The following is a 25367-nucleotide window of genomic DNA, read 5'->3' as shown; positions in this document are numbered from 1 at the left end:
ATCGCGGGTCAAGCCCGCTCCCACAGGGTTTGCGAACGCCGCAAAACCTTGTGGGAGCGGGCTTGACCCGCGAAGCTTTTAGGCGATGGCAGCGTCCACCAGCTCCTGCGCCTCACCCACCAGGCGCTGCAGGTGCGCGTCGTCGACGAAGCTCTCCGCATAGATCTTGTAGATGTCTTCGGTGCCCGACGGCCGCGCCGCGAACCAGCCGTTGGCCGTCATCACCTTCAACCCGCCAATCGCCTGGTCGTTGCCCGGCGCATGGCTGAGGATCTGCTCGATCGGCTCGCCTGCCAGCGTGGTCGACTTGACCTGCTGCGGCGACAGCTTGCCCAACTGGGCCTTCTGCTGCGGCGTGGCCTTGGCATCCACCCGGGTGGAGAACGGCCTGCCCAGCGCCTCGGCCAGCGCCTCGTATGCCTGGCTTGGGTCGCGCCCGGTACGGGCGGTCATCTCTGCCGCCAGCAGCGACGGGATCAGGCCGTCCTTGTCGGTGCTCCACACCGTGCCGTCCTTGCGCAGGAACGAGGCGCCGGCGCTCTCCTCCCCACCAAAGCCCAGCGAACCGTCGAACAGGCCATCGGCGAAATACTTGAAGCCCACCGGCACTTCGTACAGGCGACGCCCCAGGCGTGCCGCCACGCGGTCGATCATGCCGCTGCTGACCACGGTCTTGCCCACGGCCGCATCGGCGCGCCATTGCGGGCGGTTCTGGAACAGGTAGTCGATGGACACCGCCAGGTAGTTGTTCGGCGCCAGCAGGCCGCCTGACGGGGTGACGATGCCGTGACGGTCATGGTCGGGGTCGCAGCCGAACGCCACGTCGAACCGATCGCGCAGGCCGATCAGGCCCTGCATGGCGTAAGGCGAGGACGGGTCCATGCGGATCTGGCCGTCCCAGTCCACGCACATGAAGCGGAACGTGGGGTCGACCTCGGTGTTGACCACGTCCAGGTCGAGCTTGTAGTGCTCGGCAATCGCCGACCAGTAACGCACCCCGGCACCGCCCAGCGGGTCGACACCCAGGCGCAGGCCCGCACCACGAATCACATCGAAATCAATCACATTGACCAGGTCGCTGACGTAACTGCCCAGGTAGTCGTGACGGTGCGTGGTGCTGGCCTTGAGGGCCTGTGCATGGCCCATGCGCTGCACGCCTTTGAGGCCATCGGCCAGCAGCTCGTTGGCCTTGGCCTCGATCCACTTGGTCACGTCGCTGTCGGCCGGGCCGCCATTGGGCGGGTTGTACTTGAAGCCGCCACTTTGCGGCGGGTTGTGCGACGGGGTGATCACGATGCCGTCGGCCAGGCCACGGCTGCGGCCACGGTTGTAGCAGATGATGGCGTGGGAGATGGCCGGGGTCGGGGTGTACTCGTCATCCTTGGCCAGCATCACCTCGACGCCGTTGGCTGCCAGCACCTCCAGTGCGGTAGCCGCCGCCGGGGTCGACAGCGCATGGGTGTCGATGCCGATGAACAGCGGCCCGTCGATGCCCTGCGCCTTGCGGTACAGGCAGATGGCCTGGCTGATGGCAAGCACATGCGCTTCGTTGAAGCCCAGGTCCACGGAGCTGCCGCGGTGCCCCGACGTGCCAAAGGCAACGCGCTGTGTGGCGACGCCTGCATCGGGCTGGCCGGTGTAGTACGCGGTCAGCAGCTGGGGGATATCGACCAGCACGGAGGCTGGCGCCGGTTTACCCGCCAAGGGACTGAGCTTCATGCAAAACCTCAAGTAAAGATGTACAGGGTGATGAAAATACGCAGTTTACTGGCACTTCGACCACAACGCGACGGCGGCGATCCCGCCCGCCGCGACTATTTGTACTGCGGTGCCCACCAGCCGGGAAACATCCGCTGCACCCGGGGCTCGGCAAAACGGTCGTCGATCAGCATGACCACACCGCGATCTTCAGTGCCACGTATCACTCGCCCGGCCGCCTGGATCACCTTCTGCACGCCGGGGTACAGGTAGGTGTAGTCGAAGCCCGCGTCGAACAGAGCGCCCATGCGCAGCTTGAGCTGTTCGTTCACCGGGTTGACCTGGGGCAGCCCCAGGGTGGCAACGAAGGCGCCGATCAGCCGGGTGCCCGGCAGGTCGACCCCTTCGCCGAACGCCCCGCCCAGCACGGCGAAGCCCACGCCCTGCCCGTCTTCGACAAAGCGTTCGAGAAAGCCCTTGCGCTGCGCCTCGTCCATGCCGGGCGACTGCGACCATTGCACGATGTGCGGGTAGCGCTCGGCCAGCAGCCGCGCCACCTGCTGCTGGTAGTCGAAGCTGCTGAAGAACGCCAGGTAGTTGCCCGGCTGGAGGCGGTACTGCTCGGCGATCAGTTCCACGATCGGCGCCAGTGACGCCTGCCGGTGCTGGAAACGCGTCGACACGCTGCTGATCACGCGCACCTGCAACTGCTCGGCGGCAAACGGCGAGGCCACATCCAGCCACGCGGTGTCGGCCGGCAGACCGAGCAGGTCGGCGTAGTAATGGCGTGGGCTGAGGGTGGCGGAAAACAGCGTGACGCTGCGCGCAGCGGCCATGCGCGGGCCGATCAGCGGCGCCGGCACCACGTTGCGCAGGCACAGGGTGGACAGGCTGCGCCGGCCCGGGCCGTCGCGCTTGCTGATATCGAACACGAAATGCTCGTCGAACACCTCGCACAGGCGCAGGAACTGCGAAGCCTGAAAGAAGAGCTGCAACAGCGGCCCTTCGACGCCGGCAGGCTGCTGGTTCATGCTGTCCTGCACATGGCTGACAAAACGCTGCAACGCCTTGAGAAAGGCCTCGGGCAACTGGCCGGTGGCGCGGTAGGGAACGTCCTGGTCCTTGTGCACGGCGTTCCAGGCCCGGTCAAGGCGCTGCAAGGCGTTGGCCATGCCTGCCGGGGGATCACGCCGCAGGGCCTTCAATTGCCATTGATCGAGGCTCACGCTGTACATCTGGCGTGCACGCTCCACCAGGTTGTGCGCCTCGTCCACCAGCACCGCCACCCGCCACTGGTCGAGCTGGGCCAGGCCGAACAGCAAGGCGCTCTGGTCGAAGTAGTAGTTGTAGTCGCCCACCAGCACATCCACCCAGCGCGCCATCTCCTGCCCCAGGTAGTAGGGGCACACCTGGTGCGCCAGGGCTACCTCGCGCAGGCGGGCCTGGTCCAGCACCGGCTGCTGCGCGGCGGCCTGGCGGGCGGCGGGCAAGCGGTCGTAGAAGCCCTTGGCCAACGGGCAGGCTTCGCCGTGGCAGGCGGTGCCGGGAAACTCGCAGGCCTTTTCCCGTGCCACCAGTTCCAGGCTACGCAGGGCCAGCTCGGGGCTGGCGTGCATGACCCGCTGCACGGCCTCCAGCGCCAGCGCCCGCCCCGGCGTCTTGGCGGTCAGGAACAGCACCTTGTCCAGTTGCTGCGGCACCATCGCCTTGAGCAACGGGAACAGCGTGCCCAGCGTCTTGCCGATGCCGGTGGTGGCCTGGGCCATCAGGCAGCGGCCGGTGCTTACCGCCTTGTACACGGTCTCGGCCAGCTCGCGCTGCCCGGTACGAAAGCTGGCGTGGGGGAACGCGAGCGCCTGCAGGCCGCTGTTGCGCAAGGCCTGGCGTTGCATCTGCTGCTGGGCCCAGCGCAGGAACAGCGTGCACTGGGCGATGAAGAACTGCTCGAGTTCGGCGGCGGTATGGCGGGCCTCCACCAGGGTTTCGCGGTCGCTGTCCACGTCCAGGTACACCAGCGCCAGGTTCACCTCGGCCAGTTCTCGCTGCTGGCACAGCAGCCAGCCATACACCCTGGCCTGTGCCCAGTGCAGTTGGCGGTGGTTGTCGGGCTGGCTGGCCAGGTCGCCGCGGTAGGTCTTGATCTCTTCCAGGCGGTTGAGCGCCGGGTTGTAGCCGTCGGCGCGCCCGCGTACCTGCAACTGCTCGAACTGCCCCTCCAGCGCCACCTCCGACTCATAGCCCCGGCCCCGGCGCGTGACCACCGTGCGGTGGCCGGTGATGCCCTCCTGGGCCGAGGGCGACGGGGTGAAGCGCAGGTCCAGGTCACCGACCTTGGCGGTGAACTCGCACAGCGCACGCACCGCTACCTTGTAGCTCATGCTGCCGGCTGTGCCCACTGCACGTGGCACACCTCGACGGGCAGGCCGTGCTCGGTGCAGAAGGCGATCCAGCGCAGCTGGTTGTCCTGCAGGCGATCGCCCGGGCCCTTCACTTCGATCATGCGGTAGCGCCGTTGCCCGGGCCAGAACTGGATCAGGTCGGGCATGCCGGCGCGGTTGGCCTGGATATCCTCCAGCAGGCGCTCGAAGCAGCGCTTGAGGTGCGCCGCCGGCAGGCAGTCCAGGGCCTGCTGCAACAGCGTGGCATCCAGCAGTTCCCAGTACACGAAGGGTGATTGCAGGCCGTGCTTGGCCTGGTAGTTGGCCAGGATGGTGTGGCGGTAGCGCTCATCGTCCAGCTGCCCCAGGCAGGCGGCAAAATGCTCGGCGCGGCGCGCCTGGAAGCCGGCATCGTGCAGGTCCAGCGGGCCGCTCTGGAACGGGTGGAAGAACGCGCCGGGCACGGGCGCGAAGATGGCTTCCCAGCACAGCAGCCCGAACAGGCTGTTGAACAGGGTGTTCTCGACGTAGTGCACCGGCCCGTCATCGGCCGCCAGGTGCACCTGCACCGCCTGCTCCACGCCAAGCGTCGACAGATCGACAGGCAGGCACAGGTCAAGCCGGCTGATCGCTGCCGGGGCGCGCCGACGCTGTGGCGGGCCGCCCAGCTTGCGCTGCAGGCGGGGCACGATGCGCGCCAGCGCCTGGACCTCCAGCGCGTTGGCCGGTTTGGCGCCCACTACGCTGGCAAGCTCCAGGGCGGCGGCATGATCGGCGCTGCGCTCCAGCACGCGGATATGCCGGATGCGTGCCTGGGGGTGGTTGCTGCGGGGGTAGATGTTCAGGGCCTGGGCCCAGTCGCCGCTGCGCTCGCAATGCTGGCCAAGCTGGAACAGCAACCTGGCGCGGCGCCGTTCCAGCCACGGGTTGCTCGGCTGCAGGCCGTCCAGCAGTGCCAGCACCTGCTCGACCGGCTGCCCGGCCTCGAGCTGCTCGGCACAGGTGTGCAGGGCCAGGCACAGGTCGATATCGGCGCGCTCGCGCAGCGCCCGGGAATCCTCGCCGAACGCGACCTGCTCGTAGCGCAGCAGGCCAAGGTCGGCGAGCACGAACTCCGACCAGTCCTGGTGCAGGTTGCCGAAAAACAGCAGACGCAGACGATCGCACAGCGCCTGCAGGTGCAGCACGTACACCGGTTCGTCGAATTCGGGCCACCACTGACGCAGGGGCCTGGCCTCGGCATACAGCGCCGACAACTGTTCGAGCAGTTCGCCCTTGGCAGCCCGCGGGCGCTCCAGCACGTCGGCGAAACAGCGGGCGATTTCGTCCTTGCGCAGCAACTGGAACAGGTGGTCCAGGCCCAGGCTCGGCTGGTCGTCGAGCCAGCCCAGCGCCACCAGCGGCGCGGCGGCAGGCTCGATTGCGCCGATTTCCAGGTAGGTCAGCTTGCTGGCGCGAAACATCACACCCTTGCGCATCACCATGCGTACCAGCAGGGCCTGGGAGGCCTGGCCCAGCGTCGCGAACTGTTGAATGAAGGCGTGTTCGTGTTCATCGAGCAGGTCGGCGTAGCGCAGTTGCACCCAGGCCAGTACCTGCTGAAAGTTGCACAGGTAATAGAACGGGTCGGCGACGGAATGGGCGATCACGGAGCGGGTAACCAGCAGAAGGAATCCACTGGTTATACATACAGATAGGCGGGCTTGGCAACCTCAGCGGATCAATGGCGCAACCGGCCCGGATCGCTGTCGCGGGCCCGCGCCAGCAGCGAACGTCCACCGGCGGCCGCTTCACTTTCGCGCTGGTAGAGCATCTGCAGCGTGCTCAGGGACAAGCCGCTGATCTCCTCCAGCCATTGCACCATGGGCTGTGGCGAGGGTACGCCCTTAAGTGCCTTGTGCAGGTAGGGCAGCGCCGCCTGCATGCCGGGGTGCCGTGCCTGTACGAAGCGCTCCAGGTTGCGCCCGCGGTCGACGAAGGGCGCGAACAGCAGGCAGGCCAGCTGTTCTTCGTTGAGGTTGTAGCCCTGCAGGGCGAAGTTGTCCGCCAGGCGGCGGCGCTGGCCGTGGCGCTCGCGGTCTTGCCAGGTTTCCATGGCCAGTGCCTGCAGCGCCGCCGGCACCGGTTTGCGCCGCAGCTGGGCCTTGACCTGCTGCAGGTGCTCGGCAATGCCCAGCGCATAGTCCTGCCCCTGCACCCACTGCGCGCGCAGCCCGGCAAGGTGTGCCATCAGCAACGGGTTGGCACAGGCCGACTGGCTGAAACCCAGGGCCAGCTCGTCATAGCGAAACCTGAGAAATTCGAGCAGCAGCACGCTCTGCCCCTGCTGGCTGTCCTGCAGCAGGTCGGCGATGTCGATGAAGCGCGGGATACGGCGGGGGCCCGGGACCTGCCGAAGGGGCTCGGCTGGCAGCCCCAGCACCTCGTTGAGGTAGATGCGGCGCAGTTGGCCAAGGCCCTGCAACAGGGCGCCAGGGTGTGAGTGGGCCGGCCTTGCACTGCTCAACCCGGCCTCGCGCATCATGCGGCGGCCCCACGCCAGGTAGCGTTTGCGCTCGGGCATCGGGTCGGCGTTGATCAATGCGTCCACCCCGCCCTCCCAGCCCATGCCCTGGCGGTAGAGTTCGGCCAGCGCCAGGTAGAAGCGATTGCAGAACATCGGCCGCACCTGGCCGGCGGTCAGGTGCCCGGCAACCAGGGTGTCGAACCGCTCGACCTGCTGCTGACGCGGCGACAGCGGCTTGAGTGCATCGAAGTGCTGGAGGCCGCCGTCGTCCAGCACCAGCAGCTCGACCCGCAGGTCGTCATGCAGCACCAGCGCCGAATAGCCACGCTCGATGTTCTCGATCACCGCCGTCGACATGCCCACATGGCGGGCGGTGACCACGCGCAGCTCGAAGGTGGCCGGCGCACGCGCCGCAATGCTCAACTGCGCGGCGCGCAGAAACGCCAGGGCGAAGGAGCTGTCCTTGCCGCCGCCATGGGCCAGCATCACCTTGAAGTCGCCTATGCGCTCGATCCCGCCGGCGGCCACCAGCATGCGCTGGATAAGCAATTGCAGCGACGCGCGCTGGCCCTGGGTAAGGCACTCGAGCAGTCGCTGCAGGACCTGCTGGTAAATGTGAGTCATGGCTTGATCGTGGAGGGTACTCATGGTGTATACCTGATTCGATAACGACTGCCGGCAGCCGGAAGTTACCCGATGCGGGTAACAGGACATCGTTGCGTAACAACGGCAAAGTGAATTAAAAAAAGAATGATGGTCTTAGGATGTTTCTTACAACTTCCTACGATTATTCCGACTCAGGTCGAAACAGCATCGCCCGATGACCACCCTTGCCCCGGACAGCGCCCCCCCGGCGCGTTGCGTGCGAGGGCCCCACCTCCATGAACAGTACAGCTGGCACACCATATCTCGCTCCTTGAGATGATTGATGGTTGGATGAACAGCGCCGCCTTAGGCACGACAGTGCCCGACGCCCATAGGAAACAGCAGCCCTTCCACGCGAAGATGTAATTTTACGGACACCGGAAAGTCTTTATTCCCACGCCCACAACATAACGCAAGCGCCGTACTTAGTCCGCACAAGTTAAATAGGAAACATCTGAAACTTTAATAAGAAATTTCCACAAAAAAGCCCGAGACTCGGCTCGGGCTCGGCGTGTCGCGCAGCCTGTCAGGCGTCAGGCAGCACCAGTACCACGCGGCCTCCACACGGGCACTCGTCCATGTGGCGGTGTGCGGCGACGACCTCGTCGAACGGGTAGGCCTTGATGATGTGTGGCAATACCTGGCGGTCGGCGGTGAACTGGTTGATATCGCGCAGTGCGCGCTGCAGCGCCACCTGGTCCTGGGTGATGCCCAGCTCCGGCTTGCCGGTGAAGTTGCTCACGCAGTGCACGAAGAACTGGATGTTCTTCTGGAACGCCGCACAGGCCGGGAACGGCGTCTGGTTGCCGCCCTGCAGGCCGTACAGCACCAGGCTGCCGCGTGGCGCCAGCACATCGCCCAGCAACGACATCTGCGGGCCGCCCAGGCCATCGAGCACCATGTCCACGCCACGGTTGTCGGTGTACTTGTTGATCTGCATGAGCAGGTCCTGCTCTTCGGTCACGATGACCTTCTCTGCCCCCAGCTTGAGCAGGTTGTCGCGCTCGGCGCTGTCCTTGGTGGCGGCGATCACCTTCAGGCCCAGGGCCTTGCCCAGCTGCACGAAGGCCGGCCCGGCACAGTGGCTGGCGTCGGTGACCAGGGCGGTCTGCCCGGCCTTGGCCCGCGCCAGGTCGACATAGGCGAAATAGGCGATCAGCAGCGGCGTGTAGTGCACGCTGGCCTCGATCGGGCTGAGGATATCGGGGTAGCGGGTCAGTGCATTACGCGGCAGCACGATGACCTCGCCATACACCGGGTGCTCGTTGGGGCTGGTGGCCGGAAAGCTGGCGACCTTGTCGCCGATGGCCAGGTCGTCGACGCCGGCGCCGAGGGCGGTCACCACACCGGCCATTTCGTGGCCGATGCCGGCCGGCAGGCGCGCATGGGACGGCGCCAGGTTCTGCCGCCACAGCACGTCGTACCAGCTGATGCCGATAGCCTGCACCCGCACCTGTACTTCACCGGCAGCCGGTTGCGGCGTGGCCACGTCCTCGCACTTGAGCACCTCGGCCTGGCCGAATTTGTGAAAACGGATCATGCGGGACATCGCAAACCTCGCCTAGTGAACCTCTAATACCCGCAACTCTATCGGGGCTATAGCGGTTAGACCATCAGTGGCCATTAATAGTCAACATGCCTGTCATTGATTGGTGATAGCGCCTGCTGCGCAATTTATGCGGTGCAGGGTACCGTCTTTGCCCTTAAGATTCACCCCTGCCCCGACCAGACCTATGAAGCGAAGCCGATGAACCGTAACGACTTGCGTCGCGTCGACCTGAACCTGCTGATCGTGTTCGAGACCTTGATGCACGAGCGCAGCGTCACCCGCGCCGCGGAAAAACTGTTCCTCGGCCAGCCGGCCATCAGTGCGGCGCTGTCGCGCCTGCGCAGCCTGTTCGACGACCCGCTGTTCGTGCGTACCGGGCGCAGCATGGAGCCCTCGGCGCGGGCGGTGGAGATCTTCGCCCTGCTCTCCCCCGCGCTGGACTCCATCTCCACGGCGGTAAGCCGCGCTGCCGACTTCGACCCGGCCACCAGCACGGCGGTGTTTCGCATCGGCCTCTCCGACGACGCCGAGTTCGCCTTGCTGCCGCAACTGCTCAAACGTGTGCGCGCCGAGGCGCCGGGCATCGTGCTGGTGGTGCGCCGGGTCAACTACCTGCTGATGCCCTCGCTGCTGGCGTCGGGTGAAATCTCGGTGGGCGTGAGCTGGACCAGCGACCTGCCGGCCAACGCCAAGCGCAAGGTGCTGCGTCGCAGCAGGCCCAAGGTGCTGCGTGCCGACAGCAAGCCGGGCAGCCTCAGCCTGGATGAATTCTGCGCACGCCCGCATGCCCTGGTGTCGTTTGCCGGCGACCTGAGCGGGTTCATAGATGAGATCCTCGAGAAGCTGGGGCGCAAGCGCCATGTGGTGCTGGCCGTGCCGCAGTTCAACGGCCTGGGCAGCCTGCTGACCGGCACCGACATCCTCGCCACGGTGCCGGACTACACCGCCGAGCAGCTGACCGCCGCCGGCGGCCTGCGCGCCGAAGACCCGCCGCTGGAGGTGCAGAGCTTCGAGCTGCATATGGCGTGGCGCGGGTCGCAGGACAATGATCCGGGGGAGCGGTGGTTGCGGTCGCGGATTCAGATGTTTTTTGGCGACCCTGACAGCCTCTGACAGACCAGCCTCCCAGCCCACCCCGCAAAACATGGCCCCAAGCCACCATTCAGGTTATTGTCGACATTTTTCCCGGCAGAGGCGCTCTAATCGTGTCAGTGCCACTGACACAGCCTGTCAGTCGTCCTCGCTAGAGTCGCCGCCAAGCCCATCGACAAGGACCCGCCATGGCGGCCACCGATCACGACACCCTGGCCCTGCGCCTGGCCGATACCCTGCGGTTGCTGCAAAGCGGCGAGCGCCCTACCCGCCTGCAACTGGCCGAGCGCTTCGGGGTCAGCGAGCGCACCATCTACCGTGACCTCAACCGTCTGGGCGATGTGATCGAGCCCGGCGCCAACGGGGTCTACCAACTGGCCCGCCATCACCGCAGCAGCCTGTCCCCCGCCGACCTGCAGACCTTCGCCCGCATCAGCGGTGTCGAGCAGCTGTTCCCGGCCAACGACCGACGCTCCTGGCTGGACCTGCTAAAACCAGGCCCCACCAGCTTCCTGGTACGCGACGGGCATTTCGCCGCCCAACGCCCGGACAGCTGCGACTTCCGCGAGCTGGGACGGGCGATCGAGCAACAGCGCCGCTGCCAGCTGAACTACACCGGCAAGCAACGCCGAATCGAGCCCTACAGGCTGATCCACAACAAGGGCATCTGGTACCTGGCCGCCACCGAAGACGGTCGCCTCAAGAGCTTCGCCTTCGCCCGTATCGATGCCTTGCAGGTGCTGGACGAATCCTTCGTTGCCGACCCGGCCACCCAGGCGCAGATCGAGAGCGACGATGACATCTGGTTCGGCGAAGACCGCCTCGAGGTCACCGTCCAGGTCGCCGCCAGCAACGCCTACTACTTTCTTCGGCGCAACGTGCTGCCGCACCAGCAACTGATCGAGCAGCAGGCCGACGGTCGCCTGCTGCTGCGCTGCCGGGTCAATCACCCGAACCAGCTGCTGCCGATCATCCGCTACTGGATCCCCCATGTACGCATTCTCGAGCCCGCCTGGTTGCAGCAGCAACTGCGCGACGAGCTCACCGACTACTTGCACTGAACAGCAGGACGACTGACATGACCGAAATGGAAAAGCCCCTGGGCGACGACTACAACCGGGACGACAGCATCGACTTCGAGCAGGTCAATCAGGATCAGGCCCGCTACCTCGAGGCCGAGCTGTTCGACGGCGACAGCAGCAACGGCGAGAAGACCACGGCGGTGGTCGCCTCCTTCGTCGACTCGTGCAACGCGCGGGGTGAAAAGCCGCTGGACCAATGGCTGAGCGACGAGTTTCGCAAGTACCCGCATCTGTGGAGCAACGAAGAGGAACTGCTGAGCACCAGCCAGCAGGTGATCGCCTCCACCGTGGCCTTCAACCAGTCCCGCGAATCGCTGCACGCGCACATGGACAAGGGCCGCAGCAAGGCCTCGTGGCTGGCCGGCGAAATCGAGAAGAACGCGGGCCTCTCCGGCTCGGTACACGTGGGTCAGTACGCCGGACACATCGACAAGGCGCTGGCCGATGCCACGACCAACGCACGGGACATGGTCACCACGCTCAAGGGTGACATCAACCGCAGCCCGCACCTCAACGGTCTGATTGCCGAGCAGCACCACGTCGACACGTTCAACATCGACGCCGTCAGCAAGGGCAGCCCTTACCGCGCCCGCGTGGTGGGCTCCCAGGAAGCGAACTCGGTGGACATCGAGATCGTCGACGGCAACGGCAATGTGGTCGGCAAGTACCAGGCCAAGTACGGCGCCGATGCCGACGCCACCAAAGAGCTGCTCAACCGCGGCGACTACGAAGGGCAGAAACCGCTGGTACCCGAAGGCCAAGGTGCGGACGTGCCCGACAGCGCGGAGGTGATCGAAGCCGATGGCGTGAAATCCCGCCCGCTGTCAAAGGAAGAAGCCCGCAAGCTGCAGGAAAAGGCCCAGCAGGAAGCCGAGTCGCGCCAGTACGACTGGAACGACACCAACCGCGCCACCATCGCCCGCCAGATCGGCAAGCAGGCGGTCATGGGCGCATGCATCGCAGTGGGCATGCAGGGCACGCGGATTCTGGCGCGGCGCTTCTGGAACCGGTTGAACGGCCGGGAAAACCCCAGCAGCCAGGACGACCTCAAGGAATTCTTCGAGAGCTCGCTGCGCGCCGGCACCAACACCGCTGCGCAAGTGGCGGTTTCCGGTGCCGTGGTGGTGGCAGTGAAAAACGGCTGGCTCGGCGCGGCGCTGCGCAACACCCCGGCCGGGCTGATCACCAACATCGCGTGCGTCGGTCTGCAGAATGCCAAGGTCCTCTACAAGTTCGGCAAGGGCGAGCTGACCGGCGAAGAGGCCATCGACGCCATCGGCAACACCACGGTAACCACCACCATGGCCATCGCTGGTGCAACCAAGGGCGCAGCGCTGGGTGCAGCGCTGGGTACGGTGTTCGGCCCGGCAGGTACGGCCATTGGGGGTTTTGTCGGTGGCGTGGCCGGTGGTATCGCCGGCGGGCAGATCGGCGAAGTGGTGTACGAAGCCGGCAAGTCGGTCGCCAGGACGGCTACCCGGGTCGCGGCCGTGGTGCTCGAAGGCACAGGCCGTGCACTCGAATCGGTGGGCAGCGGTCTGCGTAACCTCGCCTCCAGCCTCTTGTCCCTGTGGTGACTGCCATGAACCTGCTCGAACTCAAGGACAAGATCAAATCCCATCTGGTCGCCGGCTATCCCGGGCTGTACATCCACTCCGGCGAAGAAGCCAGGGTCGATACCATGCTGCAGGATGTCGCGAGCCAGTTGGGCATGCACCCCAAGGAATGGAACCTGGGTTATGGCTGGGTGGACTTCGTCAACAAGCAGCCACGGGGCAGCCAGGGGCCTAGGACAGACCTGGCCGAAAGCCTGCCATCACTGCTGGACGACGATCTGGACCACAAGCTGTTCATCATCAAGGACGCCCGCAGCGCGCTGGAAAACCAGCCGCTGGCGGTGGCTCGGCTCAAGCAGTTGCTCAACCGTATCCAGCGCCATCATCGCGGCACGTCGGCGGTGGTACTGGTCTCGGAGACCCTGCACATCCCGTCACAGATCGAAGCGCAGATCACCCTGCTGCCCCTGCCGCTGCCCCGGGGCGAGGAAATCACCAGCCAGCTCGAGGCGGTGTGCCAGCAGCTTGACCTGCTGGTACCCGAGGGCCTGCGTCAGCGCCTGCACGCAGCGTGCAGCGGCCTGAACCAGGAAGAGATCCGCTCGGCACTGGCGATGGTCCGCCAGCACCACGAGCAGATCAACGATGCCGCCCTGGTACTGATCCAGCATGAAAAAGAGCAGATCATCGCCAAAAGCGGCGTGCTGGAAATGCTGCGGGTCAACGAGAACGCCACCGACATCGGCGGCCTGGAAAACCTCAAGACCTGGCTGGGCCGCCGCGCACAGATCTTCCGTCGCCTCGGCGAAGCGCGTGACGCGCGGGTGCAGGCGCCCAAGGGCGTGCTTATCGCCGGCATGCCCGGCTGCGGCAAGTCGCTTACGGCCAAGGCCGCCGCCGGCCTGTTCCAGTTGCCGCTGCTGCGCCTGGACATCGGCTCGCTGCTGGGCAAGTACGTCGGGGAAAGTGAGCACAACATGCGCCGAGCCCTGAGCATGGCCGAGTCGGTCAGCCCGTGCATCCTGTGGATCGACGAGCTGGAGAAAGCCTTCGTCGGCCTGACCAGCGGCAGCGGCTCCGAAGTCTCGTCGCGGCTGTTCGGCTACTTCCTGACCTGGATGCAGGAGAAGACCGGCGCAGTGTTCGTCATCGCCACCGCCAACAACATCGCTACCCTGCCGCCGGAACTGTTGCGCAAGGGGCGCTTCGACGAAGTGTTCTATGTGGGCTTCCCGAATGCGGTCGAGCGCGGCGCGATTCTCGATATCCACCTCAAGGGTGAGACGGTGCAGCTCGAACCCGCGCAGCGCAGCAAGCTGGTGACCCAGTGCCGCGACTACGCCGGGGCGGACATCCAGAACGCCATCAACGAAGCACGCGAAACCGCCTTTCTGGACGGTCGCCCGCTGAAATTCGAAGACCTCGAAGCCGCCATCGACCTGACCGTGCCGCTGCGTGAAACCCTGCGCGATCAGGTGGCCAAGTACGAAGAGCTGTTCGAGAAGTTCAAGCTCAAGCCAGCTTCAGCCAGCGACGGCCTGAGCGTGGCGCAGATGATTCAGATGGCCGAAAACCACAATGCGCTGCGCCGCGAGGAAGTCGCCCGGCATGAAGACTGCCCTGACGACCTGCTGGAGAGGCTGGTCGGCGATACCGACGCCAAGGTTCGCACCGCGGCCTACGGCAACCCCAACTGCCCGGAAAAGCTGCTGACGCTGCGGATCAACATCGAAGAAGGCCAACCCGGCTTCGATCGCGCCCTGCTGCACCTCGCCTGCCTGCATGCCCACGCGCCGCATGACCTGATAGCGGCGCAGTTCGAACGCCTCGAGCTGGACGCCGAGCAACGCCGTCAGTTGGCGAAAAGAACCGACGACGAATCGTTGCAGCAACGTCTGCTGGCGGATCAGGAGCCGCTGGTACGCAGGGCACTGGCGACCAACAAGGCCGTGAGCAAGGTCGTGCAACAACAGTTGGCCAAGGACACAGCCATTACCGTGCGCGAGCACCTGATCGGCAACGACAACCTGCATCCCGAGGTACAGGAACAACTGGCCCGCGATCCTTCCTTCGAGGTACGCGAGCGCCTGGCTCGGCGTGACGAACTGAGCGAAACCGTGCAGTTGCTGCTGACCCGTGATGAAGACCAGGATGTACTCGAAGCGCTGGCCCGCCGCGCAGGCGCGACCGCCCTCCCCGACGCGGTACAACTGGAGCTGGTCAAATGCGACCCTGATGTGCGCGAGGCCCTGGCACGCAACGACAACCTGGGTGCCCCTGCCCAGTTGCTGCTGGCTCGGGACCCGAGCCTGCAGGTACGGCGCATTCTTGCCGAACACCCGAACCTCACCAGCGCCGCTCTGCAATGCCTGACCACAGACGTAGAAGAGGTACAGGCCAGCCTGGCTGGCAACACCAACCTGGGGTCCGCCTTGTTGCAGATGGGCCTGAGCCAGCATGAATCGGAGGACGTGCGTCGCGCTCTGGCAGGCAACAGCGCGCTCAATGTCGAGGTGCAGGCGCGGCTGCTGAAGGACCCCGAGCCCAACGTGCGCGAGGCGCTGGCAGGCAACGACCACCTGGACGAGCAGATCCTCGAGGCACTGATGTGCGATGAGCAGGACGATGTACGCGAGCGTCTGGTGCGCTGGCGCGACACGGTACAGCCAAGCGTGCAGCGCCATCTGGCAGCAGACCCAAGCACCGACGTCCGCAGATGCCTGGCACGCGTAGCAGACCTGCTGGATGACGTGCAGCAGCAACTGGCCGGTGACCTGCCCGAGATCCAGCAGGAACTGGCGGAAAACGCCGCCCTCGGCGCTGACATCCAGCAGCGCCTGCTGGAACGAGGCGATGCGCAGACCCTGTGTGCGCTGGCGGGCAATCGGGCCGTGACAGCACCGCTGCAAGCCCGGCTGGCCGATGACAGCAACATCGATGTACGAACCCGCCTGGCAAGCAACCCGGCGCTGGCCGGGCCGGTCGCCGACAAGCTGATCGGCGACGTGGAAGCGGTGCAACGCGCCCTGGCCGGCAACCGCCACCTGAGCGAGGCACAGTGCCTGCGTCTGTACAAGATCGGCAGCGAGCACGTCCGCCAAACCCTGGCAGCAAACACGGCCATCGGTGAAACCCTGATGACCCTGATCTGCCAGACGAAAACAGCAGCGCCAGCCGAGGCCAGTGATCGGTAGGAAGGGCCATCGGCATGATCCTCTCTGGTTACATGGGCGCGCAACAATCGCCCGTGAGCGGGCAGGAGCAGCCTCCAGGCAAGGAAAAGCTGGTACTGGCTGCGCAAGGCAAGCTGCCTGCTCATCTGCAGGCCGACCTGTTGGCCGAAGGCGCACAGGCGCAACCCCTGCTCGAAGCGCTGGCCGACAACTCGACGCTGACCAGGCCCGTGCAAGAGGCCCTGGCGGCGCACAAGAGCGCCAAGGTCAGGGCTCGACTGGCCGCCAACAAGGCCGTCGACAGCGACTTTCTGCGTCAGTTGCTGCGCGACCCCGAACCCGACGTGCGCATCGCACTGCTGCGCGACTGGTGGATGGATCGCGACATGGAACTGGAGCTGGCACAGGACAAGAATGTCAACGTGCGCTTCGCCGTGGCCGCCAATCAACACGTCGGCACAGCCGCACAACTGCTGCTGGCCAACGACCCGGACGAGTCCGTGCGTGCGCGCCTGATAGAACGTGACAGCCACTTCATGTTCACCCTGCATTCGCGGGCCCAGGAGATCCTGGCACAAGACGTCGAACAGGACATCCGCGAATCGCTGGCTACCTACCCCAAGCTCAAACCATCGGCGCAACTGGTGTTGGCCAAGGACGACGAGATCTGCGTGCGCATCGCACTGGCCAGGGGCAACAAGGACTGGAATGGAGGTGACCTGTGCGAGGAAGCACAACTGCAGCTGTTGCGCGACGAGGAAAGCAGCGTGCATCTGGCGCTGGCTGAAAACCGCCGGCTGTCTCCCGCAACCCAGGCGCTGCTGGCCCAGAACGCGCTGGCAAGCGTGAGGCTCAAACTGGTGGAGTCATCCAGCTACATGAATCAGCTCACCCCAGAGGCGCAGCGGATCCTGGCCAGGGACAAGGACAGCAAGGTCCGCCAGGAACTGGCAAACAGGCTGTTTGGCCTGCTGGCCATGCCCAGTGAAGAAGACGTGCAGTTGACCCTGGCCAGCGACCCGGACACAGAGGTCAGGCTGGCGATCCTGGTTTCCCTGCGCTACAACAGCACCCGCGTAAGCGATGCAGTCAGGGCGCGGTTGATCGAAGGGCTGGACCACGACACCCGCCAGACCGTGGAAGAGATGCTCGACAGCTGCGAGGAAGATTGAGCCCTCCCCGAGTGGCATCTTCCGAGCAACCTATTCGCGCAGGTTGCCGCTATGTTGCAACCTGCGCAAACGAACTTTCCGCTCGACAGGCCCCTCTGTTGCCAACGGAAAGTATTACCCCTAGCATCGTGCGGTTAAACCCCGCCCAATCCGATAAAGGACACTCGTGATGCAATCGAAAACAGTTGAACTTCAATCCCCGGCACTGGACTCGATGACCGAAATCAAGCGCCCGGCACTGAAATTGAGCGAGCTGGATCCTGGTACCCTCAGTGACTTCGAGGCCATGTTCGGCCTGTGGAAAGAAGCGGATCACTGCGACAAGGAACTGCGCGACTGACGCCAAGGGCGGTGGCGGCAATGACAATGTCAGTTGATTTGCAGATCGTTTCAGGCTTGTCGTCGGCCGCCGCTTTGCCCGGCGTCCTCGGGGCGCATCTTGAAGCCCTTGGACATCCTGTGCACCAGCGTATCGATACACTCGATACCGGCGCTGCTGGATGTGCAAGGCACCCGGACACACCCTCTACTGCAGCCATCGTGCTGGTGCTTCCCATCCTGGGCGATAACGACCTGTCGGACGAACACCTGCTGAGCCTGCGGCACTGGCGCGATACCCGGAGCCTGGCGGGCCGACGCATTTTTGTCACCCTCAAGGGCGATCGTCATGTATCGGATGAATTCGTATCCCCACACCACCCCATCCACATCAAGTTGCGCAAGCTGTTCTATTTTCTCGGTGGGTTGAAGATTCTGCCCATCAAGCTGGACAGCGACACGCCGGCACGCATTGCATCGCTCATCGCCGCAGAACTGCAAGCAGGCAGCACAGCCCCCTGCAAAGCGTGGGACCATCTGGCGCAGCTCACCGGCAGGCCCCCCATGTGGGCCCCCGACCGCAAGCTGCTCGACTTCGATGACGAAGAGAATGGGTCGAGCCTGCTACTCGAGACTCCCCGAGCGCGGTTGAACGATATCTTTCACGCCATCCGGGCATTGACCCCCCGCACACTCAAGCTCAATCGGGCACGGTTGTGCGACAGCGATATGACCCGGCTGCCTGCCATCCCCAGCGTGCTGGCGGCAGAGCTGGGCAGCAACTGCATGAGCCTGCAGAGCGCGTCCACGGTGTTTCCCGGCTGCAAATGGCTCGGCCTGGGGGCGAACAGCTTGCAGACTCTGGACCTCACCGCTGCACCCCCCGGGCTCGATACCCTGCTGGTGTACAAGAACAGTCTGCGGGAGCTGCGATGGCCCGCCACTGCTGGGTGTCGCCTCAAGCACCTGAGCCTCTATCGCAACAGGTTTCGACATATCGACTGGCCGGTCGATCAGCTGGACATCGAGCGGCTCAACCTGGGAGCCAACCCTGTCGAGGCACTGCCCGAGCAGTTGGCCCAGGCCCGTCATCTGCGCTGTCTGGGCATCGCCCGGACTCACATACGCCGCCTGCCGGACTGGCTGTTCGAGCTGCCCGCGCTGGTGGAAATCGATATCAGTCATATCGAAGACCAATTGCCGCCCGCGCAACTTGGCAAGTTGATCGATTCAGGTATCACGCTCATAAACAAGCCCAGGTAGAGCCCTGCCCCATGACCCTATTCAACTTCATCTTCGAACACATCAGCCAGCAGCAGTTTCTGGATGAATACTTCGATCGCGCTGCGTTGCACATCAAGGGCAGCCCGCAGAAATTTTCCAGCCTGTTGGATATGCAGGCCTTCAACCAGATTCTCAACAGCAACACCTTGCTGTACCCGAAGGTGCGCATCACCAACCACAACAACACCATTCACAAATACGATCTGATCGATGATGTGGATCGCTATGCAAACAACCAGAACAACACGCTGAACAAGAAAAAGATGCTGCACGCGATTGCCCGCGGCGGCACGCTGGTTTTCGACAACATCCAGCAACACAGTGCGCGACTGGAGAATTTCACCGATACGCTCGCCTCGGAACTCAATACGCGCATCGGCATGAACGGCTACTACACCGCCGCCAACCAGCGAGGCGTCAATCCTCACTTCGACAGGCACGATGTACTGGTGCTGCAGATCCACGGCAGCAAACGCTGGTACTACCGCGACGAACAGCATGTGTTGTCAAAGGCCATCCGTCATCAGCGCGTTCCTGCAATCGATGCGGCTGCCACCGGCTGGTCTTCGGTGCTGCTCGAACAGGGCGATGTCTTCTATTGCCCTCGCGGCCTCTGGCACTTCACTCGTACCGAAGCCCGGCACTCGGCGCACCTGGCTGTGGGGCTGTACCCACTGACCTTGAGGGAGTGGCTGGTGCGTCAGGAGCAGGATGAGAACTTCGCCACACTGCTGGAAACCTACGTGCGCCAACCGTTCCAACCTTCGACCTCACCCATCCAACAGGTGCCGGTGCAGGCCCTGGTCGATCACCTGAGCGCCACCTCGCAGGCAGACTTCGACCTCGACCTGCACGCACGGCCCTATCTCGAGCTTGAATGATGGAACAGTTCTATTTCGTACTGACCGAACGCTGCAACCTGGCCTGCAGCCACTGTATCCGCGACTCTTCGCCCTATCGCGACGAAACCGCCGAGAAGGCGATGATCCTCGACGCGCTGTCGCAGATCCGCCAGGACCATGCGCATAGCCTGGTGCTGCTCACGGGCGGAGAGCCCACGCTGCATCGCCATTTCGACAGCATTCTGCGGCACAGCCTTGCGCTCGGACTGCAGACCAAGATCAACAGCAACGGCGTGACGTCGTTCTACAAGCAGAACATCCTGGAGCAATGGACCGGGCAGCCGTCACTCTCGGTACAGATATCCCTGGATGGCACAGAAGCCGAACATGACCTGGTGCGTGGGGCCGGCACCTACAGGCGCGCGCTGCGCACACTCGCCAGGCTGCGGGCACAAGGCATTTCGTGCAGTGTGTCGGCGACCGTCATCGACCTCGATTTTTTCGCGCGCATCGAACAGTTCATTCAACCGCTGGATGACCTTGAACTGACCCATATCGCAATCAAGCGGGCAACTTACGCAGGGCGCGCCTCATCAGGCATGGAGGTCTGCAGCCAGGCCTGGAACCAGCATGTCTATGCGCTGCGCAAGCAGCCCTACAAAACGCGCATCCTGGCGTTTCCAATGTACGACTTCAGTCGGCTGCAAGCGCTGGGTGACGACGCCATCGCCGAACTTGGCCGAACCATCACCACAAAAAACTGCGGTGCTGCGACGGCGAAGGTCTATATCTACCCCAATGGCGACGTGTGCTCCTGCACCTGCTTCAAGGCCCACCCCATGGGCAACCTGTACCAACAACCGCTATCGGCCATTCTTGCCCAGCCACTGCAGATCAAGGTGGAGCATCCCACCTGTCAGGGCTGCCGCTACTTTGCCGTATGCAACGGTGGCTGCCTGGGTAGCGGCTACCAGCATACCGGCGAACTGGGAGAGCCCGACCCCCGGTGTCCGCAGATCCAGGCAGCACGTGGTGCAATACCGGCATTCAACATCTGATGCCAGAGGTGATGCTTGCGCTGGGTGTGTTGCGGCCAGCGCCAATCAACCAGCACTCACCACATGCTTCAACTCCTGAAACGCTGCCAGCCCCCAGGGGCCGAGCTCGCGCCCGATGCTGCTCTGCTTGTACCCACCCCAGGCGGTCTGCGGGAAGATCACCTGAGGCGCATTGATCCAGACCATGCCGGCCTGCAAGGCATCCGCTACCCGGTTGGCCGCAACGCGGTCGCGGCCGACCACCGTGGCCACCAGGCCAAAATCACCCTGGTTGGCCAGCGCGATGGCCTCGGCTTCGGTGCCGAAACGGCGGATGCAGATCACCGGGCCGAAGATCTCCTCGTTCCACAAGCTGCTGTCCAGCGCCACGTCGGTGAACACCGTCGGCGCAACGTAGAACCCCTGCGCCAAGCCCTGCGGGCGCCCACCGCCGCACTCGAGCCGGGCGCCGGAAGCCAGCCCGCGCGCGATGTGCGCCAGCACACGCTCGTACTGGGCACGGTTGACCAGCGCACCCATCTGCACCCCGTCGACAAAGGGGTCGCCAACGATGATCGCCTGGGCGCGGGCCCTGACCTTTGCCACGAAGGCGTCCGCCAGGTGCTCGGCGACCAGCACCCGGCTGGTGGCCGAGCACATCTGGCCAGCGTTGTAGAAGCCGCCGCCACAGGTCAGCTCGACCGCCAGCTCCAGGTCGGCGTCCTCCAGCACGATCAACGCAGACTTGCCGCCCAGCTCCAGGCTGACACCCTTCACTGTCTCTGCCGCGCGCTGCATTACCTGAACCCCCACCGCGTTGCTGCCGGTGAAAGAGATCTTGGCCACCTGCGGGTGCGCCGACAAGGGTGCGCCCACGGCCAGGCCGGTACCACACACGATGTTCAACACGCCCGCCGGCAGGCCCGCCTCGAGAATGATCCGCGCCAGTGCAAGCTCCGGCAACGGCGTGACCTCCGATGGCTTGAGCACCACCGTGCACCCCGCCGCCAGGGCCGGCGCCAGTTTCCAGGCCGTGGTGACCATGGGGAAGTTCCACGGCACAATCAGCGCAACCACGCCACACGGCTCGCGCCGCAAGCGCGCGGCATAGTCGCTGGCAGGCACCTCCACGCCACGGTCCTGTGCAGCGTCAAGGCCCTGGGCCAGGTCGGCGTAATAGTCAAAGGTGGCTATCACGTCGTCCACGTCCAGCCCCGCTTCGGCCAATGGCTTGCCGTTGTTGCGCGATTGCAGCGCCATCAGGGTTTGGCGGTTCTGCTGTATGCCCCGGGCAATGCGGCGCAACACCTGGGCACGCAACGCGCCAGTGCTGGTTGACCACTGCGCAAACGCTGCAGCGGCGCTTTGCACGGCAAGCTCGACGGTTTCAGCGTTGCCCCCGCCCACCGTGGCGATCAGCGCCTCGGTGGAGGGGTTGATGACCTCGAGCGGCGGGCCGTCGGCGAGCCATTGCTCGCCGATCAGCACGCCGGCGAGCACTTCGGATGAACATTCAGGAGGGAGCATCGTCATTCCTTCGCAAGCGGCTCAGAGGCCGGCCTGCAGCTTCTCGATGAACTGGCGGATCCGCTGGCAGGCGTCCAGCAGGTCCTTGTCGGCAACGGTGAACGACACCCGCACGAAGCCCGCGCAACTGGCGCCAAAGGCCTGGGCATCGAGCACCGAGACGCCGGTCTCGCGGAACAGCGCCCAGGCAAAATCGACGCCCGACAGGCCCGTGGCACGAATGTCCAGCAGCATGAACATGCCCGCCTCGGGCACCTTGCCCTTGATCAGCGGCACCCCGTCCAGCTCCCGGGCGATCAGGTCACGGCGGCGGGTGTAGAGTTCGCGGGCCGAGGCGACGATCTCATCGTCCAGCTCGATGGCCTTGAGCGCGGCTTCCTGAACAAAGCCCGGCAGACCGTAGAGCATGCACAGCAGCAGGTTGTCCAGGTGCTGGACAAGGCTCGTGGGCGCCACCACCCAGCCGACCCGCCAGCCGGTCATGGCGTGGGATTTGGACAGGCTGTTGAGCACCACCGTGCGCTCGGCCATGCCCTCCAGGCTGGCGATGCTGATGTGCGGCGCGTCGTAGGTCAGCTGGCAGTAGACCTCGTCCGAGATCACCCACAGGTCGTGACGCCGGGCCACCTGCGCCACCGCCTCCAGCTCCTCGCGGGTGTAGACGTTGCCGGTGGGGTTGTTCGGCGTGGCCAGGGCGATGCCACGGGTGTTGGGGGTCAGTGCGGCTTCAAGCGCCTGGGCCGTGAGGCGAAAGTCCTTCTCGGCAGGCTGCTCGATGCACACCAGCCGCGCACCGGATGCCTGCACGCTGGCAGCGTAGGTCAGGTACATCGGCTCGGGCACCAGCACGTCATCACCGCTTTCGAACAGGCACATGGCTGCGGCGTACAGGCCGTTCTGCGCACCGGCCACCAGCGCGACGTTCTCGGCGGCCACCGGTATGCCCAGCAGCTTGCGCTGCTTGGCCGCGATGGCTTCGCGCAGCTTTTCCCGGCCCACTACCGGGGTGTAGTGGGTATCGCCGGCCTTCAGGGCCTGGATCGCGGCCTCGCAGATCGCATCGTCCGTCGCGAAATCGGGGTCGCCGATGCTGAGGATGATCGCGTTCTCGCCCCGCTCCTGCGCCTGGCAGGCAGCATAGTGAATGTCCCATGCGGCTACGCTCTCGCCGCTGATGCGTTGAACCAGAGATGAATACTTCATTTGAATTCCTTGTGGCGTGCAGACCGACGCCAATACGTTAGCCACTAGACTCGACGCTGCGAGGTGGTGCCCATCAACTTGAAGCTCTTTTCGATGATCAGGGCCAGGACGATGTAGGTGATCGCCACCAACAGCAGCGGCTCATAGACCCGCAGGGTCTGCGAACGCACGATGTTGGCGGCGCCGAGCAGGTCGGTAACCGCGACGGTGGAGGCCAGCGCCGTGGATTTGAGCAGCATCACGCTCTCCCCCGCCAGGGTCGGCCTGACCATCTGCAATGCCCGCGGCAACCACACCCTGCGCAGGATCTGCCCGCGGCGCATGCCATAGGCGCGTGCCGCTTCAAGCTCGCCCCTGGGTACGGCGCGCAGGCCACTGCGCAGCACTTCGCCCACATACGCCCCCACGCTCAAGGTCAGTGCAAGGGCCACATACCAGAACCCTTCGCGCAGGTAGGGCCACAACACCCCGCCCCTGATCAGCGGGTAGCTGGCCAGCACGCTGCCGACGCCGTAATACAGGATGTAGATCTGCACCAGCAGCGGCGTGCCGCGAATCACGCTGCTGACAAACCGGCAGGCGTTGGCCAGCACGACGCTGTTGGACAGGCGCCCCAGGGCCATCGCGATGGCCAGTACAAACCCGAAGCCTGCCGAGATGAGCAGCAACTGCACGGTCAGGCCGGCACCGCGCAGCAGTTCACTGGAAAAATCATTCAGCCAAGTCAAATCCATGATCGTCCCCTTATACGTTCCTGGGCATCCAGCGTTCGAAGCCGGCCTCGAACTTGCGGAACACCATGCTGGAAACCAGGGTGATGACGTAATAGAACGCCGCGACCACCAGGTAGAACAGCAGGTAGTGCTTGGTGCTGGCCGCCGCCTGACGCCCGGCGGTCAGCAGTTCGCTGTAGCCCACCACGCTGATCAGCGCACTTTCCTTGACCAGCACCAGCCACAGGTTCGACAGGCCCGCGATGGCGAACGGCAACATGCACGGCAGGATGATCCGGCTCAACAGCTTTGCCCGCGACATGCCGTAGGCCCTGCCGGCCTCCACCAGCCCCGCAGGAATGGCCTCGACGGCGCCGCGAATCACCTCACCCGAGTAGGCGCCCTGGACAATCCCCAGCACCACGACCGCAGCCAGAAACCCGTTGATCTCGACACTGGGCCGGCCCATCGCGGCCATCGCCAGGTTCAGCAGGTCGGTGCCTGCGTAGTACAGCAGCAGGATCAGCAGCAGTTCCGGCACGGCGCGGTACAGCGTGGTGTAGCAGTTGGCACAGGCGACCATCCAGCGTGGCCCCCTGAGCTTGATCAACGCGACGAGCAGGCCGATGCACAGGCCCAGCGCGAAGGCCCCCAGGGAGATACCCAGGGTTTTCACCGCGCCCTGGGCCAGGGTTTGAATCCAGCCCTCGGCGAACAGCAGATTGGACATTTCAGAAATGGTCATACAGGCACCCGATCACCCGCGCAGGTTTCAACCGCCTCATTGGGCGGCTGTGACACTGGATTTGAAGTAGCGCGCACCGATGGCGTCGTAGGTGCCGTCTTCGCGCACGGCCTTGAGCGCCTGGTTCAGCTTCTCGCGCAGGGCATCGTCGCCCTTGCGCACCGCCGCGCCGATGCCCTTGCCGAACAGCGGGTCGGCCGGCGCGATGCCCTTGCCGGCCAGCATCGCGTTGTCGGGCAGTGCCAGCATCGGCTCCACCGAGATCTTGTCGGCCAGCATGATGTCGATGCGGCCGCTGCGCAGGTCGGCCAGCAGGTCGTCCTGGTCGTTGTAGTAGCGGATGGTCGAGCCTTTGCCGAAGTACTCCTTGACGTAGGCCGAATGGCTGGTCGAGCCCTGCACGCCGATGATCTTGCCCTTGAGCCCTTCCGGGGTGGGCGTCAGTTCCAGGGCGGCATCCCCGACCCACAGTGCGGGCGTCTCGATGTACGGGTCGCTGAAGTCCACCACCTGCTCACGTTCGGGGGTGATGGACATCGAGTTCATGATGACGTCCACCTGCTTGGAGCGCAGCGCCGGAATCAGGCCGTCCCAGGCCATTCCCTTGAGCGAGCACTCGGCCTGCATGCGCTTGCACACTTCGCTGATCAGGTCAGGCTCGAAACCGCTCCACGCACCATTGCTGTTTCTGAAGGAAAACGGCGGGTAGGGTTCCTGGGAAATCGCGAACACCACCTTGTCCTGGGCGTGAGCGACATTGATCGCCCCGGCCAGCAGGAGCGAGTGCACGACAGCAACGAGTGTCTTTTTCATTTAACAGTCCTTATGCAGCTATTGTTTGGTTTTT

Annotated in this window: 19 protein-coding genes; 9 read left to right on the top strand and 10 right to left on the bottom strand. The window is 64.7% G+C overall.

What is annotated here, in order from left to right:
• Nucleotides 1–78: 78 nt before the first annotated feature.
• The 5 genes from pgm to B4I46_RS08455 form a co-directional block, all read right to left on the bottom strand.
• Entirely contained in the window at nucleotides 79–1719 is a 1641-nt protein-coding gene (gene pgm / locus B4I46_RS08475; protein WP_286899621.1) for a phosphoglucomutase (alpha-D-glucose-1,6-bisphosphate-dependent), read from the bottom strand.
• A 95-nt stretch (nucleotides 1720–1814) separates the two neighbouring features.
• The gene (locus B4I46_RS08470) at nucleotides 1815–4076 is read right to left on the bottom strand and encodes an ATP-dependent DNA helicase (protein ID WP_253086942.1); all 2262 of its coding nucleotides are present in this window, start codon (nucleotides 4074–4076) and stop codon (nucleotides 1815–1817) included.
• Nucleotides 4073–5725, bottom strand: a complete 1653-nt coding sequence (locus B4I46_RS08465) for a VRR-NUC domain-containing protein (protein WP_058540292.1) — start codon at nucleotides 5723–5725, stop codon at nucleotides 4073–4075. The genes B4I46_RS08470 and B4I46_RS08465 overlap by 4 nt, the downstream gene beginning before the upstream one ends.
• A gap of 71 nt (nucleotides 5726–5796) precedes the next feature.
• The gene (locus tag B4I46_RS08460; RefSeq protein ID WP_143516651.1) at nucleotides 5797–7206 is read right to left on the bottom strand and encodes a hypothetical protein; all 1410 of its coding nucleotides are present in this window, start codon (nucleotides 7204–7206) and stop codon (nucleotides 5797–5799) included.
• A gap of 547 nt (nucleotides 7207–7753) precedes the next feature.
• Nucleotides 7754–8776, bottom strand: a complete 1023-nt coding sequence (locus tag B4I46_RS08455; RefSeq protein ID WP_043863985.1) for a zinc-dependent alcohol dehydrogenase family protein — start codon at nucleotides 8774–8776, stop codon at nucleotides 7754–7756.
• 198 nt (nucleotides 8777–8974) lie between these two features.
• Here B4I46_RS08455 and B4I46_RS08450 point away from each other — a divergent pair, with 198 nt between their 5' ends.
• From B4I46_RS08450 to B4I46_RS08410, 9 genes are all read left to right on the top strand, one after another.
• Nucleotides 8975–9889 (top strand): LysR family transcriptional regulator, encoded by a 915-nt coding sequence (locus tag B4I46_RS08450; protein WP_286899613.1) that lies wholly within the window; start codon nucleotides 8975–8977, stop codon nucleotides 9887–9889.
• A 167-nt stretch (nucleotides 9890–10056) separates the two neighbouring features.
• Nucleotides 10057–10929 (top strand): helix-turn-helix transcriptional regulator, encoded by an 873-nt coding sequence (locus B4I46_RS08445; protein WP_043863996.1) that lies wholly within the window; start codon nucleotides 10057–10059, stop codon nucleotides 10927–10929.
• A 17-nt stretch (nucleotides 10930–10946) separates the two neighbouring features.
• Nucleotides 10947–12527: a hypothetical protein gene (locus B4I46_RS08440; RefSeq protein WP_100632663.1), complete on the top strand. Its 1581-nt coding sequence runs from the start codon at nucleotides 10947–10949 to the stop codon at nucleotides 12525–12527.
• A gap of 5 nt (nucleotides 12528–12532) precedes the next feature.
• Nucleotides 12533–15700: an AAA family ATPase gene (locus B4I46_RS08435; protein WP_286899609.1), complete on the top strand. Its 3168-nt coding sequence runs from the start codon at nucleotides 12533–12535 to the stop codon at nucleotides 15698–15700.
• 14 nt (nucleotides 15701–15714) lie between these two features.
• Nucleotides 15715–16851 (top strand): hypothetical protein, encoded by a 1137-nt coding sequence (locus B4I46_RS08430; protein ID WP_286899607.1) that lies wholly within the window; start codon nucleotides 15715–15717, stop codon nucleotides 16849–16851.
• A 169-nt stretch (nucleotides 16852–17020) separates the two neighbouring features.
• The gene (locus B4I46_RS08425; RefSeq protein WP_157811395.1) at nucleotides 17021–17191 is read left to right on the top strand and encodes a hypothetical protein; all 171 of its coding nucleotides are present in this window, start codon (nucleotides 17021–17023) and stop codon (nucleotides 17189–17191) included.
• A 20-nt stretch (nucleotides 17192–17211) separates the two neighbouring features.
• A complete protein-coding gene (locus B4I46_RS08420; protein WP_157811394.1) occupies nucleotides 17212–18432 on the top strand; it encodes a hypothetical protein in 1221 nt (406 codons plus the stop codon).
• Nucleotides 18433–18443: 11 nt separating this feature from the next.
• Entirely contained in the window at nucleotides 18444–19334 is an 891-nt protein-coding gene (locus B4I46_RS08415; RefSeq protein ID WP_043864000.1) for a JmjC domain-containing protein, read from the top strand.
• The gene (locus B4I46_RS08410; RefSeq protein ID WP_313717985.1) at nucleotides 19331–20353 is read left to right on the top strand and encodes a radical SAM/SPASM domain-containing protein; all 1023 of its coding nucleotides are present in this window, start codon (nucleotides 19331–19333) and stop codon (nucleotides 20351–20353) included. Before B4I46_RS08415 ends, B4I46_RS08410 begins: the two co-directional genes overlap by 4 nt.
• Before the next feature lie 45 nt (nucleotides 20354–20398).
• Here the strand turns inward: B4I46_RS08410 and B4I46_RS08405 are convergent, their stop codons facing one another.
• The 5 genes from B4I46_RS08405 to B4I46_RS08385 are packed head-to-tail and all read right to left on the bottom strand — an operon-like array spanning nucleotide 20399 to nucleotide 25333.
• Entirely contained in the window at nucleotides 20399–21859 is a 1461-nt protein-coding gene (locus tag B4I46_RS08405; protein WP_286899602.1) for an aldehyde dehydrogenase family protein, read from the bottom strand.
• Nucleotides 21860–21880: 21 nt separating this feature from the next.
• Entirely contained in the window at nucleotides 21881–23062 is a 1182-nt protein-coding gene (locus tag B4I46_RS08400; RefSeq protein WP_043864003.1) for a pyridoxal phosphate-dependent aminotransferase, read from the bottom strand.
• Between the two features lie 44 nt (nucleotides 23063–23106).
• Nucleotides 23107–23796: an ABC transporter permease gene (locus B4I46_RS08395; RefSeq protein WP_043864004.1), complete on the bottom strand. Its 690-nt coding sequence runs from the start codon at nucleotides 23794–23796 to the stop codon at nucleotides 23107–23109.
• A 10-nt stretch (nucleotides 23797–23806) separates the two neighbouring features.
• Nucleotides 23807–24520 carry an ABC transporter permease gene (locus tag B4I46_RS08390; protein WP_043864005.1) on the bottom strand — a complete coding sequence of 238 codons (714 nt, stop codon included), beginning with the start codon at nucleotides 24518–24520 and terminating at the stop codon, nucleotides 23807–23809.
• A 36-nt stretch (nucleotides 24521–24556) separates the two neighbouring features.
• Complete coding sequence (locus tag B4I46_RS08385) at nucleotides 24557–25333, bottom strand: transporter substrate-binding domain-containing protein (RefSeq protein ID WP_054914377.1); 777 nt, start codon at nucleotides 25331–25333, stop codon at nucleotides 24557–24559.
• Between the last annotated feature and the right edge of the window lie 34 nt (nucleotides 25334–25367).

It is taken from the genome of Pseudomonas sp. UBA7500, from assembly GCF_002478435.1.
Taxonomy (GTDB): Bacteria; Pseudomonadota; Gammaproteobacteria; order Pseudomonadales; family Pseudomonadaceae; genus Aquipseudomonas; species Aquipseudomonas palmensis.
Note: the sequence above shows the minus strand (reverse complement) of the source record. Positions and strands in the feature narration are given on the sequence as shown.

Coding starts and splice junctions, on each gene's coding strand:
- B4I46_RS08415 (WP_043864000.1), top strand. CDS start 18,444: ATGACCCTATTCAACTTCATCTTCGAACACATCAGCCAGCAGCAGTTT.
- B4I46_RS08395 (WP_043864004.1), bottom strand. CDS start 23,796: ATGGATTTGACTTGGCTGAATGATTTTTCCAGTGAACTGCTGCGCGGT.
- B4I46_RS08430 (WP_286899607.1), top strand. CDS start 15,715: ATGATCCTCTCTGGTTACATGGGCGCGCAACAATCGCCCGTGAGCGGG.
- B4I46_RS08460 (WP_143516651.1), bottom strand. CDS start 7,206: ATGACTCACATTTACCAGCAGGTCCTGCAGCGACTGCTCGAGTGCCTT.
- B4I46_RS08385 (WP_054914377.1), bottom strand. CDS start 25,333: ATGAAAAAGACACTCGTTGCTGTCGTGCACTCGCTCCTGCTGGCCGGG.
- B4I46_RS08410 (WP_313717985.1), top strand. CDS start 19,331: ATGATGGAACAGTTCTATTTCGTACTGACCGAACGCTGCAACCTGGCC.
- B4I46_RS08390 (WP_043864005.1), bottom strand. CDS start 24,520: ATGACCATTTCTGAAATGTCCAATCTGCTGTTCGCCGAGGGCTGGATT.
- B4I46_RS08450 (WP_286899613.1), top strand. CDS start 8,975: ATGAACCGTAACGACTTGCGTCGCGTCGACCTGAACCTGCTGATCGTG.
- B4I46_RS08470 (WP_253086942.1), bottom strand. CDS start 4,076: ATGAGCTACAAGGTAGCGGTGCGTGCGCTGTGCGAGTTCACCGCCAAG.
- B4I46_RS08405 (WP_286899602.1), bottom strand. CDS start 21,859: ATGCTCCCTCCTGAATGTTCATCCGAAGTGCTCGCCGGCGTGCTGATC.
- B4I46_RS08435 (WP_286899609.1), top strand. CDS start 12,533: ATGAACCTGCTCGAACTCAAGGACAAGATCAAATCCCATCTGGTCGCC.
- B4I46_RS08440 (WP_100632663.1), top strand. CDS start 10,947: ATGACCGAAATGGAAAAGCCCCTGGGCGACGACTACAACCGGGACGAC.
- pgm (WP_286899621.1), bottom strand. CDS start 1,719: ATGAAGCTCAGTCCCTTGGCGGGTAAACCGGCGCCAGCCTCCGTGCTG.
- B4I46_RS08420 (WP_157811394.1), top strand. CDS start 17,212: ATGACAATGTCAGTTGATTTGCAGATCGTTTCAGGCTTGTCGTCGGCC.
- B4I46_RS08400 (WP_043864003.1), bottom strand. CDS start 23,062: ATGAAGTATTCATCTCTGGTTCAACGCATCAGCGGCGAGAGCGTAGCC.
- B4I46_RS08455 (WP_043863985.1), bottom strand. CDS start 8,776: ATGTCCCGCATGATCCGTTTTCACAAATTCGGCCAGGCCGAGGTGCTC.
- B4I46_RS08425 (WP_157811395.1), top strand. CDS start 17,021: ATGCAATCGAAAACAGTTGAACTTCAATCCCCGGCACTGGACTCGATG.
- B4I46_RS08445 (WP_043863996.1), top strand. CDS start 10,057: ATGGCGGCCACCGATCACGACACCCTGGCCCTGCGCCTGGCCGATACC.